The following is a 12,880-nucleotide window of genomic DNA, read 5'->3' as shown; positions in this document are numbered from 1 at the left end:
CGCCTCAGTCTGTGGTCGCCAATGCCGGTGCAGGCAAAGGTTTTGGCCGGTGAAACAGCCGCTCGAGCCATAAGTATATGACCGGCGTGGTGAACAGCGTCAGCATCTGGCTGACCAGCAAGCCGCCGACCACGGCAATACCCAGTGGCTGGCGCAGTTCGGCGCCGGTGCCGTAGCCGAGCATCAGCGGCAACGCGCCGAGCAGGGCGGCGAGGGTGGTCATGATGATCGGCCGGAACCGCGTGATGCAGGCCTCGAAAATCGCCTCCTGCGGTGACAGCCCACGCTGGCGCTGCGCCTCCAACGCAAAGTCGATCATCAGGATGCCGTTCTTCTTGACGATGCCGATCAGCAGCACCAGCCCGATCAGCGCCATGATCGAAAAATCCTGGCCGCAGAGCCACAGCATGATCACCGCGCCCAGGCCTGCCGCCGGCAATGTCGAGATGATCGTCAGCGGATGCACGAAGCTTTCATAAAGCACGCCGAGAATGATGTACACCGCCACCAGCGCCGCCAGAATCAGCCACGGCTGGCTGGCCAGCGAACTCTGGAATGCCTGCGCTGCGCCCTGGAAGTTGCCGCTGATCGCGGTGGGCATGCCGATCTCGGCCTTGGCCTGATTGAGCAGAATCACTGCATCGCCCAATGCCACGCCGGGGGCGAGGTTGAACGACAGGTTGGCGGCGGGGAACATGCCGTCGTGGGCAATCGATAACGGGCCGATGGTCGGCGCGTCGAACCTTGCCAGCGCCGACAGCGGCACCATTTCCCCGCTGAGCGGTGAGCGCAGGTAGAAATAGTTGAGGCTTTCGGCCTTGCCGCGCTGTTTGGTATCCAGCTCCAGAATCACGTTGTACTGATTGACCTGAGTCTGGAATTCGTTGATCTGCCGTTGACCGAACGCATCGTACAGCGCCTCGTCGACATCGCTGGCGGTCAGGCCGAAACGCGCCGCGGCGCTGCGATCGATGTTGATGTGGGTGATGCTGCCGCCCAGTTGCAAGTCATTGGAAATGTCGCGAAACGCCGGGTTGCTGCGCAGTTTTTCGGTCAGGCGCTGGGTCCAGGTCGCCAGCGTTGCGCCGTCGTTACTCTTGAGTACGTATTGGTACTGCGCGCGGCTCGGGCCGGAGCTGAGGTTGATGTCTTGCCCTGCGCGCAGGTACAGAACGATGCCGGGGACTTTCATCAGTTGCGGGCGGATGCGGTCGATGAACTGGCTGGCGGAAACATCGCGGTCGCCGCGTTTTTTCAGGGCAATCCAGAAGCGGCCGTTGGCGATGGTCTGGTTACTGCCGGAGACACCGACCGAATGGGAAAACGCCTGCACCGCCGGATCGGCGGCGACGATTTCGGCCATCGCCAAGTGTTTTTTCACCATGTCGCCGTAGGAAATATCTGCAGCGGCTTCGGTGGTGCCAAGGACAAAACCGGTGTCCTGCACCGGAAAGAAACCCTTGGGGATAAAGATGTAGCCGCCGACAGCCAGCGCCAGCGATAAACCGAACACACCGATCATCAGCTTCTGATGGGCGAGCGCACGGCGCAGACCTTTTTCGTACCAGCCGAGCAAGCGTTCGCTGAAGCCGGGTTTGGCGTGGGCGTAATGCACTGGTTTGCGCATGAACAGTGCGGCAAGAGTGGGCGCCAGCGTCAGCGACACCACCACGGAAATCATGATGGTCGAGGTCGCGGTTAGGGCGAACTCCTTGAACAGTCGGCCGACCACACCGCCCATGAACAGCAGCGGAATAAACGCCGCCACCAGCGAGAAACTGATCGATACCACGGTAAAACCGATCTCGCCGGCCCCTTTGATCGCCGCCTCGCGCATGCCGTCGCCGGCCTCCAGATGGCGGTGGATGTTTTCCACCACGACAATCGCGTCATCCACCACGAAGCCGACTGCGACGACAATCGCCACCAGCGTCAAATTGTTCAGGCTGAAGCCGAGCACGTACATCAACGCAAAACTGGCGATCAGCGACACACCGAGCACCGCCGAGACAATCAGCGTTGCCGACAACTGGCGCAGGAACAGCGCCATCACCGCGACCACCAGCAGGATCGCGATCAACAAAGTGATTTCCACCTCATGCAGCGAAGCGCGGATGGTTTGCGTGCGATCGATCAGGGTTTTCACTTCCACCGAGGCCGGCAGCATCGCTTCGAGGCCGGGCAGGGCCGCTTGAATGCGGTCGACGGTCTCGACGATGTTGGCGCCGGGCTGGCGCGAGATCACCAGGTTCACCCCCGGCCGACCACCAGCCCAGGCCTGCACGTAGGCGTCTTCTGCGCCATTGACGACTTTAGCGACATCGCGCAGGTGAACCGGGGCGCCATCCTTGTAGGAAACGATGAGTTGGCTGTAGTCCTCGGGATGGAACAACTGGTCGTTGGTCGACAGTGTGGAAATACTCGATTCACCGTACAGCGCACCTTTCGCCAGGTTGAGGCTGGTCTGCTGGATTGCCAGTCTGATGTCAGCGAGGGTCAGCCCAATTGCCGCGAGTTTGTCCGCCGACGCCTGCACCCGAATCGCCGGACGTTGCTGACCGGTGATGTTGATTTGGCCTACGCCGTCGATCTGACTGATCTGACGGGCGAGCAGGGTTTCCACCAGGTCACTGAGTTCGGTGCCGGGCATCTGTGTCGAGCTGACGCTGAGGATCAGCACCGGGCTGTCGGCCGGGTTGACCTTCTTCCAGGTTGGCAGCGTCGGCATGTCCTTGGGCAATTTGCCGGCGGCGGTATTGATCGCTGCCTGCACTTCTTGGGCGGCGGTGTCGATGCTTTTGTCGAGGGTGAACTGCAGGGTCAGCAGGGTTGAGCCCAAAGCACTGCTCGAGGTCATCTGCGTCATGCCGGGGATGGCGCTGAATTGCACCTCCAGTGGCGTGGCCACCGACGAGGCCATGGTGTCGGGGCTGGCACCGGGCAACTGCGCCGAGACCTGAATCGTTGGAAATTCCGCTTCCGGCAGCGGGGCAATCGGCAGGCGCGGGAAGGCAACCGCTCCGACCAGCACCAAGGCAATCGTCAGCAGAATCGTCGCCACCGGGTGATCGATGCACCACGTCGAGATGCCCTTGTGCGGGGTCATGGCTTCGGCTCCGCCTGCACCACTTGCGGCGGCTCGGTCATGACTTGCACAGTCGAACCCGGTTTGAGCCGCGACTGGCCGTCAGTGACCAGCACGTCACCGGCGTTGACGCCCTTGATGATGTCCTGACCGCTGCCCTGATAAACCATCTGCACCGGTACGGCTTCAACCTTGTCGCCGTTCACGCGATACACAAAATGTTGCTCCAGGCCGCGTTGTACGACGGTGGGCGGAACGACCAGAGCATCTTTATCCACAGCCGTCTGAATCTTTACCGTCACCAGCAAACCGGGCCAGAGCTTTTGGCTGGCATTGGCGAATTCAGCCTTGGCGCGAAGGGTGCCGGTGTTGGCGTTGATCTGGTTGTCGATCAGGGTCAGATGACCTTCGCCGAGCAGGTTGGCGGTTTCGCCATCCGTGTCGGCGCCGATGTAAGCCTTGACCGGCGCTTTCTGTGGGTCGTTGAGCAAGCCTTGCAGGGTCGGCAGCATTTGCTGCGGCAGGGAAAACTCGACGGCGATCGGGTCGATCTGGGTCACGGTAAACAGGCCCAGGGTGTCGGTCATGCGCAGGAAATTGCCTTCATCAACGGTACGAATACCGACGCGGCCGGTGACCGGGGAGCGAATCTGCGTGTAGGACAGTTGCACTTGAGCGGCGTCGATGGCGGCCTGATTACCTTGAGCCGTGGCCTTGAGTTGATTGACCAGGGCTTGTTGCTGGTCGTAGGTCTGCTTTGAAACGCCGTCGTCGACGCTGAGCAGCTTGTAACGCTTGAGGTTGAGCAGGGCAACTTGCAGTTGCGCCTGGCTTTCGCCCAGTTGCGCGCGGGCCTGATCGAGGCTGGCGCGGATCGAGCGGTCGTCGATGGTGGCGAGCAGGTCGCCTGCTTTGACCAGTTGGCCTTCCTTGGCGAGTATTTTGGTCAAGATCCCGTCGATCTGCGGACGCACCACAACGCTATGCAGCGAAAGCACCGAGCCGATGCCGCTGGTGTAGCGGGCGACGTCTTTGGCGCTGACCGTCACTACCCGCACCGGGATGGCGGTCGGACTGGCCAGTTTGGCCGGGGCGGGTTTGAGCGCGTACCACAGGCCGGCGGCGGCCAGCAGGATCAGGAAAGTGGCGAGCAGGATTTTGTTTTTCTGAATGGACATGCGCGGCGCCGAAGTCTGGAGTTTGGGCAGATTGACCAGTTATAAACCGGTCAGGCGGTCGGCAGGGTGACGGCTGGCTGTCAGGATTGTCAGTTTCCGACGTTAATTGCAGTGGCTACGATTACCGTTGAGTTGATAAGTCCCTAAAAGGGACCTATCGTTCCTGTTTTGGGACTCTTCGGTTTGCGCCAGTGGAAAACCTTTCTTTAAGCGAAGCTCTGTTCACCGCCACCCAGCAAAAAGTGTTGGGACTGTTGTTCGGCAAGCCTGACCAGACGTTCTACGCCAACGAAATTGTGCGCTGGGCACAGGTTGGCAAAGGCGGCCTGATGCGTGAACTCGATCGATTGCAACGAGCCGGGATTCTCAGCATGACGCGAGTGGGTAACCAGACCCATTACCAGGCCAACCCCGCATGTCCTATCTACGCGGAGCTTCTGGGCATCACGCGCAAGACATTCGGTTTTGCCGAGCCTCTTCGTCAGGCATTAGAACCGTTTGCCGAACATATCACGTGGGCGTTCGTGTATGGCTCCATCGCCAAAAACTCGGCGAACACACTCAGTGACATAGATCTCATGCTGATTGGCGAAGGCCTGCACTACAGTGAGTTGATGGAGCGATTCATGCCGTTGGAGGAGCAATTGGGGCGTCCCATCAACCCGACGCTATACACCCCGCAAGACTGGGCCAGGAAGCTGGCGGCACAGAACAGTTTTGTCATGCGAGTGATGCAGCAGGAAAAAATCGATCTGTCAGGGGCAAACCCTTTGGAGTCCAAGGATGGGCAGCAACGAGAGTCTGGAGAATCTTCTACGTAGCGGTGTACTGAAAGCGGAGCCACCTGACCGCAAGGAGTGTGAGGGGCTGATGCGCTCGGCTCTGGATAGGCTCAAGGATGCGCACACCTGCACACTGTCGTTTTCCAGCCGGTTCGATTTGGCCTACAACGCCGCTCACGCGCTGGCGCTGACAGCTCTTCGCTTGAGTGGCTATCGATCGGACAAGCGCTATCTGGTATTCCAGTGTCTGATCCATACCACTCAAAGCAGCAAGGTTCAGGTGCGATTGTTTGCGCTGTGCCATGAGCGGCGCAATCTCGCCGAATACGAAGGCTATATGGATGAAGATGACGCGCTTCTTGAGCAGTTGCTGGAGAGCACCTCGCAATTGTTGAGTGACGTTCAACAACGCATGAACTGAAATATCATCACGCAGTGACAATGCTTGGCAGCCGTTCAGCGCATCCCGCAAATCTCCAGGTGCCGAGCCATGGCGCACAGGTATACTGCGCGCCTTTGCGGCTCACTGATCGGGCCGACTTTTTGTTCCCGGAGCTTTTATGACTTCCCCGACCCAACCGTCGGTTGACGACGCTGTGAGCGACGTCCCGGCTGAAGTGGCTGACGCCAGCGAAACCAAAGCCGATATCCCCGCGTTCAAGTTCCCCTTCAAACCGGGCGAGCTGGCGTCGGCGAAAGGCTCGAATCAGCCGTGGTACAAGAATGGTGCGAAGAACGGCCACACCAAGACCCCGGGGATGGCACCGCCGGGGACGCGTCGGTCGATGGGTAAGCGCTGATATTCGCAAGTGACCGTGTCTTTGCTGGCCTCTTCGCGAGCAGGCTCGCTACCACAGGTTTTTGTGCTCGCCGCAGATCCAATGTGGGAGCGAGCTTGCTCGCGAAGGCGGCAGCCGCTACACCACGAATGTCAGATCAAGCCGCGCGCAATGAAATAAACGCATAGGTCAGCGCCGGCTCAGTCACCACCTGCCCACCCGCGGCCAGCACTTGCCCCGCTACATCATCGCCGGATAAATGAAACAGCCAGTCGCTCTGTTCAGGCGTCAGCGGCTGCGCGGTCACTTGATCAATCACCGTGGCAAACGCATCCATGTTCGGCAAGTACGCGGTAAACCCGTCCCCCTTGAGCGCCGTGGTACGAATCCCCAGCCTTGCACAGATCGCATCCTTGAGCTGAATGTCATCCCGGTCCGCCTGCCGTGAGCGCTGGATCAGCGTCAGCAGTTCCTGATCGACCAGCTCGCCGCCAACGATCAACGCCGGCCCCTGTTCCCAGGACTCGGGCGGGCAATCCTTGGCTGCGGGGTTGAGCGGGATGTGCGGATTGATTTCCGCCGGGTAAATCCGGCACACCAAGGGGCGCCGTGCATAGATCCGGCAGCGTTTGTCGTCGTCAAGATTCCGGCAGGGGCCGACGTTGTAGGCTGCGAAGGTGATTGCTACATGCGCATCTGTGGCCCCACTGCGCACCACCACCGAACGGCGTTCGGCATGTTCGCGTTGCTGCGCCTGCAAGCCCAGGCCATTGCCGAGAAACGCCTCGACCAGGACGATCACCTGACCGCCATCCGCAGCCCACATACGGGCTTCGGTCAAGGTCAGCGGGACATGGTGGTCGGTGCAGCACTTGCCGCAGCCTACGCAGGAAAACGTCGTATTCATTGAGCGATCTGTCTTCAATCAAGGTATGAAACGGTGGCGGAAAACCACCGCACAGACGCGGATCGAAGCAAGTTATGCGCCACTCAACGGGTTTTCGCGGTTGGACGGATCGAGTCCCACTCGGTAACGAAGGCGGTTTTTGACTGTTTGTTGTACAGGCACAGTTCGCTGCCTTGCTGGCCTTTCATGTGTTTCTGCGGGTACTGGCCTTGCAACAGCACGGCGGTGTAGCCGACGCGATCATCGAATTGCGCGGGTGTGCCGACCGGTTTGACGTTTTTCAGGTTGCTGGCCTTGGTGCAGCTGGCGAGCACGGTTTTGTCGTACGCGGCCCAGGCGTCTGGGCTGGAGGCATGGGCCTGGGGGGCGAGGGCGGTGAGGGCGAGCAGGGCCAGGGTGACGGTTTTCATGGTAAGGGCATCCTTGGTCGTGAGTGGCCAGGGTTGGAGTATGCCTGAGGGTTGGAAGTTGCCTGTGCCGGCGTCATCGCGAGCAGGCTCACTCCTACATTTGAAATGCGTTCCAACTGTAGGAGTGAGCCTGCTCGCGATGGCGCTGGATCATTCAGCGACCATCTCCCGTCGAACCACGTACATCCCGACACTTTCATACAACCGCTGCGCCCGCAGGTTGTTCTCCAGCACTCTCAAATCAACAAACCCTTCGCGCCGTTGCTCGAACACCTTGAAGGCATGCAGCAGTAACACCCGTCCAAGCCCGCGGCCCTGCCAGCGCGGATGCACCACCAGATTCTTGATATACGAACTGGTCCAGCACTGCGCTACACCAACGACGCCCCCGGCATCGCAAGCAACGAAACACAACGCCGGATCGTATTCAGGATCGCTGAGAAACCACTGCTGCCAATCGTCCAGCCGCGGCACACGACCGCCGCCGTCGCGCTGCCCGAGTTGCATCAACTGATGCACCGCTGGCGCCAGTTCAGCGCAGTAAACGGACAATTCGATACCTGACGGCCATTGCGCATCCGGCACGCCTGCATCCAGGTCGCGCCGCATCAGAAAGCAAAACGTCTCGGCCAAGACTCAGTGACCGTTGGCCGCGACGTGTTTGGCCGCTTCGATCAATCGTTGGGTCAATTCCGGCGAGGAGAACTTGGTCAGCACGGCGTTGGCCCCGGCCAGCCGGGCTTTTTCGCTGTTCATCGCGCTGTCTAGCGAGGTGTGCAGCAGCACGTACAAATGGGCGAAATCCGGGGTTTCACGCAGGGTGCGGGTGAAGGCGTAGCCGTCCATCTCGGACATTTCGATGTCAGAGACAATCAAGTTGATCTGCTGCGCGGTGCCTTGCAGGTCGAGCAGGCAGTCGATGGCTTCCTTGGCGCTGCGCGCGGTGTGGCATTGCAGGCCGAGGTTGCGCAGGGTGTGCACCGATTGCTGCAGCGCCACCTGGCTGTCATCGACCACCAGAATCCGCGCATTGCCGAGGACTTCGGCGTCTTCCATGGACAGGTCGGTCGGGGCCATTTCGATCTGCGCCGGGGCGATGCTGTGGATGACTTTTTCGATATCCAGCACTTGCACCAGTGTGCCATCTACCGAGGTCACGCCAGTGATGTAAGCGCGCGAGCCGCCGGAGCCGAAGGGCGGCGGCTTGATGTCGGTGGTCAGGCAATGGACGATCTTGCTAACCGCCTGCACATGCAGGCCCTGCTTGGAACGGCTGACGTCGGTAACGATCAGGCAGCCGCCGTTCGGGTCTTCCAGCGGGCGCTCGCCGATGGCGCGGCTCAGGTCGATCACGGACAACGATGCACCGCGCAGGGAGGCGATGCCTTTAACATGCGGGTGCGACTCCGGCAGCTTGGTCAGCGGCGGGCAGGGGATGATTTCACTGACTTTCAGCAGGTTGATCGCCATCAGCTTGCCGCTGCGCAAGGTAAACAGCAGAAGCGAAAGTGAATCTGCGCGGGCTTTGGTGGAGGACATAAGAACCTTCTGTGGAAAAAGGTGATGGGCGAGGATGGAAATCGCCAGAAACCATTGATGCCGGGTTATCGGCGTCAAAAGGTGGGGCTTTAGGTCAGTTGTCGGCAGGAAAAAAACATCTGTGGCGAGGGGATTTATCCCCGTTGGGTCGCGTAGCGGCCCCAAAAGAGGGACTGCTGCGCAGTCCAGCGGGGATAAATCCCCTCGCCACAGGTCATCAAGCGAGCTGTAAGGTGGGGTTATTTCATTCCTAACCGCTTGGCCATCCGCCCAAGGTTCGCTCGATCCACGCCCAGTTCGCGCGCCGCACTGGCCCAATTATCCTGATTACGCTCCAGCGCTGCGCTGATCAAGCGCCGCTGGAACTCATCGGTGGCACTGCGCAGATCCCCGCTGATCATTGGCATCTCGTCAGGCAGACCCGCTGGAGCCGGCTCAGCCAGGTTATCCACAACCTCACGCGGCAGATCCAGATCTGTCGCGCTCAAGCTGAGAATCTTCGGTCGCACTTTGCAATTGCCCAGCGCCTTCAATGCACTGCGCCCGATCAGGTGTTCCAGTTCGCGTACATTGCCCGGCCATGCGTAGGCGAGCAGCGCCTCCTGGGCGTCGGCGGTCAGGCGCAGGCTGTTGAGGCCCATGCGCGAGCGATTCTGCTCAAGGAAAAAACCGCTGAGCAACAAGACATCGCGCCCGCGATCGCGCAGCGCCGGCACTCGCAGCGGGTACACGCTCAAACGGTGATAGAAGTCGGCACGGTAACGCCCGCTGCGCACCTCTTCGGCCAGATCGCGGTTGGTTGCCGCAATCAAGCGCACATCGACCTGATGCTCCTTGTCCGAGCCCAGTCGCTGCAACTGGCCGCTTTGCAGCACGCGGAGCAATTTAGCCTGCACGGTCAGCGACAATTCGCCGACTTCATCGAGAAACAAGGTGCCGCCATTGGCCAGTTCGAACTTGCCGCGGCGGTCGCTGGTGGCGCCGGTGAAGGCGCCGCGCACATGGCCGAACAACTCGCTTTCTACCAGCGTGTCGGGCAGGGCGGCGCAGTTGAGGCTGATGATCGGCTGGTTGGCGCGCGGCGAGGCGGCATGGATGGCTTGGGCGACGAGTTCTTTGCCGACGCCCGTTTCACCGGTGATCAACACGGTCAAGTCGCTGCCACCGACCAGATTGATTTCTTCGATCAGGTGTTTGTGCGCCTTGCTTTGGCCGATCATCTCGCGGTGCTGCTGGCCGCTGGCCTGGCGATAAACCTCGGCGCGTTGATGCTCGTCTTCGGCGCGAATCGCCAGGCGCTCGATGCGCTCGGCGGCGTTGACCGTGGCCGCGGCGAGGCTGGCGAAGGCTTGCAAAGCATCGAGTTCGATCGGTTCGAAACGCTCCGGGTCCAGCGCATCGAGAGTGATCAGGCCCCACAGCTTTTCATCGACAAATAAAGGACAGCCGAGGCAGTCGTGCACTTCAAGGTGCTCGTCGAGCCCCTCGACCAGGCCGTCATAAGGGTCGGGCAAGTCGCTGTCGGCGGCGAAACGCGTCGGCCCGGCACCGGCCAGAAGAGTCTCGAAACGCGGGTGCTCGCTGACCTTGAAGCGCCGGCCCAGAGTGTCGGTGCTTAAACCGTCGACCGCCAGCGGCACCAGGGATTCGCCATCCAGACGCAATAACGCCGCCGCATCGCAGGGCAACAGCGCGCGCATGGCTTCCAGCAGACGCCGGTAGCGCTCGCCCTCGGGCAGCTCACGGGACAGGTCAGCGACCAGGGGCAGCAAGGTGGTAAGTAACGATTTGGCGATCATGGGCTGCTAGTCAAAAAGACACGATGTAGTCGAGATGACTATACGGCGTATCGAGTCGATATGACTACTCCATACTTAACCTGTTGATATACAAAGATTATTTAGTTGGCACGAAACCTGATACCGCTAAAGCAACTTTTCAAGAAAGCGCAGGAGTCACCTTATGCTTAGCGTTCAGGATCGTGCCATCATCAAATCCACCGTGCCTCTGCTCGAAAGCGGCGGTGAGGCGTTGATCACTCATTTCTACCGGATGATGCTGTCCGAGTACCCCGAAGTGCGCCCTCTGTTCAACCAGGCTCACCAGGCCAGTGGCGACCAGCCACGGGCGTTGGCCAACGGCGTCTTGATGTACGCCCGTCACATTGATCAGCTCGACCAGTTGGGCGATCTGGTGGCGAAGATCATCAACAAGCATGTGGCCCTGCAGATCCTGCCAGAGCATTATCCAATTGTCGGTGCCTGCCTGCTGCGCGCCATTTCCGAAGTACTTGGCGACGAGATCGCCACACCCGAAGTGATGAGCGCCTGGGGCGCGGCGTACGGGCAATTGGCCGACATCCTGATCGGTGCGGAAAGCGCCATTTATGACCAGAAGGAACAGGCCGTCGGCGGCTGGCGCGGTGCGCGGGAATTCATCGTCGCGGCCAAAGTGCAGGAAAGCGCTGAAATCACCTCGTTCTATTTCGAGCCGGCGGACAAAGGCCCGATTCTCGCGGCTGAACCGGGTCAGTACATCGGCATGCAACTGTTCCTCGACGGCGAAGAAATCCGCCGCAATTATTCGTTGTCTGCATTGGCGAACAACGGTCAATACCGGATCAGCGTCAAGCGCGAGCCGGGTGGTCGCGCATCGAATTACTTGCATGATCAACTGCACGTGGGTGACAGCATCCAACTGTTCCCGCCGTCGGGCGAATTCACCCTGGCCGCCAGTGACAAACCGCTGGTGCTGATCAGCGGTGGCGTCGGCATCACTCCGACTCTGGCGATGCTCGAAGCGGCGCTGGCGACCGAGCGCCCTGTGCACTTTATCCACTGCGCGCGCAACGGCAGCGTTCACGCGTTCCGTGATTGGGTCGACGGCCTGGCGGCGCGTCATCCACAGCTCAAGCGCTTTTATTGCTACGCCGAAGACGATGGCGCGAGCCCGGCAGCGGACAGCGTCGGTTTGCTCAGTCGGGAACAGCTCGGTGAGTGGCTGCCGGCGCAGCGGGATGTCGATGCGTACTTCCTTGGGCCGAAAGGGTTTATGGGCGCGATCAAGCGACATCTGAACGCGCTGGGCGTGCCGGAACAGCAAAGTCGCTACGAGTTCTTTGGACCAGCGGCGGCGTTGGAATGATCTGAGACCGAGTTGTCTCGTTCGCGAGCAAGCCCGCTCCCACAGTGGATTGGCGTCGAGCACAAGTCTTGTGTAAGGCGCGGTCCAATGTGGGAGCGGGCTTGCTCGCGAAGCAGGCGCCTCGGATCGGAATCATGAGCGCTGCCGCAAGGTTAATCATTCCTTAACCGCTCTATCGTTTATTGCCCCGGTGTAGACTTGCGACAATTTCAGCCGCCGGCCGGCTGGACCATGGACTAACAAGGGAAAGGCAATGAGCGAGGAAACGATTCGATTGGGCCGTGAGCGGCGTTATCTGGTGTTGCTGGGAATTATCTGCCTGGCGCTGATCGGTGGCGCGCTGTACATGCAGATCGTGCTTGGCGAAGCTCCCTGCCCGCTGTGCATTCTGCAGCGGTATGCGTTGCTGCTGATCGCCGTGTTCGCGTTCATCGGCGCGGCGATGCGCAGCCGTCGCAGCATCACCGTGTTCGAAACGCTGGTGGTGATTTGCGCGATTGCCGGGGCCGGTGTCGCCGGGCACCACGTGTACACCCAGTTCTATCCGGCGGTCAGTTGCGGCGTCGATGTGCTGCAGCCGATTGTTGACGATCTGCCGCTGGCGAAAGTCTTCCCGCTGGGTTTCCAGGTCGACGGTTTCTGCTCGACGCCGTACCCGCCGATCCTCGGCCTGTCGCTGGCGCAATGGGCGCTGGTGGCGTTTGTGCTGGTGGTGATTCTGGTGCCGCTGCTGACCTCGCGTAATCGAAAAGCGCTGCGCTGAGTCAACTTTTCAGCAGAGGTGCCGATAAACAAAACGCCCCGATTTTCCGTGATGAAAATCGAGGCGTTTTGCATTTCAGAGCGTTGGTGAAAGCGCCGTGACGAACGGCAATGAAGTGTGCGGCAAGTGTGCGACATGTTGTCACACGCGAGCTGTCACAGGGGCTGGCGAAGCGCTCGATTGCTCACCTGTTACATAAAAACATTGGCCAGTTTCGACGTTTTCGGGCTTTAGGACGCATGTCCCGGATCAGGCAGTTTTAACAGCCTCGGGCAATCGGCCAAAACCCTTGG

Annotated in this window: 12 protein-coding genes; 5 read left to right on the top strand and 7 right to left on the bottom strand. The window is 60.2% G+C overall.

The features are described 5' to 3' along the window. Nucleotides 1-4 precede the first annotated feature (4 nt). A complete protein-coding gene (locus HU739_RS23970) occupies nt 5-3,106 on the bottom strand; it encodes a multidrug efflux RND transporter permease subunit (RefSeq protein ID WP_186549028.1) in 3,102 nt (1,033 codons plus the stop codon). Next, the gene (locus HU739_RS23965; protein WP_186549031.1) at nt 3,103-4,263 is read right to left on the bottom strand and encodes an efflux RND transporter periplasmic adaptor subunit; all 1,161 of its coding nucleotides are present in this window, start codon (nt 4,261-4,263) and stop codon (nt 3,103-3,105) included. Before HU739_RS23965 ends, HU739_RS23970 begins: the two co-directional genes overlap by 4 nt. 191 nt (nt 4,264-4,454) lie before the next feature. Here HU739_RS23965 and HU739_RS23960 point away from each other — a divergent pair, with 191 nt between their 5' ends. From HU739_RS23960 to HU739_RS23950, 3 genes are all read left to right on the top strand, one after another. Then, a complete protein-coding gene (locus HU739_RS23960) occupies nt 4,455-5,084 on the top strand; it encodes a nucleotidyltransferase domain-containing protein (RefSeq protein WP_186549033.1) in 630 nt (209 codons plus the stop codon). Beyond that, nucleotides 5,047-5,466 carry a hypothetical protein gene (locus HU739_RS23955; RefSeq protein ID WP_186549035.1) on the top strand — a complete coding sequence of 140 codons (420 nt, stop codon included), beginning with the start codon at nt 5,047-5,049 and terminating at the stop codon, nt 5,464-5,466. Before HU739_RS23960 ends, HU739_RS23955 begins: the two co-directional genes overlap by 38 nt. Before the next feature lie 139 nt (nt 5,467-5,605). After that, entirely contained in the window at nt 5,606-5,845 is a 240-nt protein-coding gene (locus HU739_RS23950) for a hypothetical protein (RefSeq protein ID WP_186549037.1), read from the top strand. 136 nt (nt 5,846-5,981) lie between these two features. Here the strand turns inward: HU739_RS23950 and HU739_RS23945 are convergent, their stop codons facing one another. From HU739_RS23945 to norR, 5 genes are all read right to left on the bottom strand, one after another. Continuing rightward, nucleotides 5,982-6,731 (bottom strand): YkgJ family cysteine cluster protein, encoded by a 750-nt coding sequence (locus tag HU739_RS23945; RefSeq protein ID WP_186549039.1) that lies wholly within the window; start codon nt 6,729-6,731, stop codon nt 5,982-5,984. 83 nt (nt 6,732-6,814) lie between these two features. Beyond that, nucleotides 6,815-7,141: a hypothetical protein gene (locus HU739_RS23940; RefSeq protein ID WP_186549042.1), complete on the bottom strand. Its 327-nt coding sequence runs from the start codon at nt 7,139-7,141 to the stop codon at nt 6,815-6,817. Nucleotides 7,142-7,291: 150 nt separating this feature from the next. Beyond that, entirely contained in the window at nt 7,292-7,750 is a 459-nt protein-coding gene (locus HU739_RS23935; RefSeq protein ID WP_186549162.1) for a GNAT family N-acetyltransferase, read from the bottom strand. A 27-nt stretch (nt 7,751-7,777) separates the two neighbouring features. Continuing rightward, nucleotides 7,778-8,680 carry a chemotaxis protein CheV gene (locus HU739_RS23930; protein ID WP_133338371.1) on the bottom strand — a complete coding sequence of 301 codons (903 nt, stop codon included), beginning with the start codon at nt 8,678-8,680 and terminating at the stop codon, nt 7,778-7,780. 239 nt (nt 8,681-8,919) lie between these two features. Further along, complete coding sequence (gene norR / locus HU739_RS23925) at nt 8,920-10,479, bottom strand: nitric oxide reductase transcriptional regulator NorR (protein ID WP_186549044.1); 1,560 nt, start codon at nt 10,477-10,479, stop codon at nt 8,920-8,922. Between the two features lie 163 nt (nt 10,480-10,642). Here norR and hmpA point away from each other — a divergent pair, with 163 nt between their 5' ends. Then, nucleotides 10,643-11,824 (top strand): NO-inducible flavohemoprotein, encoded by a 1,182-nt coding sequence (gene hmpA, locus HU739_RS23920; RefSeq protein WP_186549046.1) that lies wholly within the window; start codon nt 10,643-10,645, stop codon nt 11,822-11,824. 253 nt (nt 11,825-12,077) lie between these two features. Then, nucleotides 12,078-12,587 (top strand): disulfide bond formation protein B, encoded by a 510-nt coding sequence (locus HU739_RS23915; protein WP_186549048.1) that lies wholly within the window; start codon nt 12,078-12,080, stop codon nt 12,585-12,587. Nucleotides 12,588-12,880: the final 293 nt, after the last annotated feature.

The sequence above is a fragment of the Pseudomonas hamedanensis genome (genome assembly GCF_014268595.2).
GTDB classification, from domain to species: domain Bacteria; phylum Pseudomonadota; class Gammaproteobacteria; order Pseudomonadales; family Pseudomonadaceae; genus Aquipseudomonas; species Aquipseudomonas hamedanensis.
The sequence above is the reverse complement of the archived record's forward strand: the minus strand, read 5'-3'. Positions and strand labels throughout refer to the sequence as shown.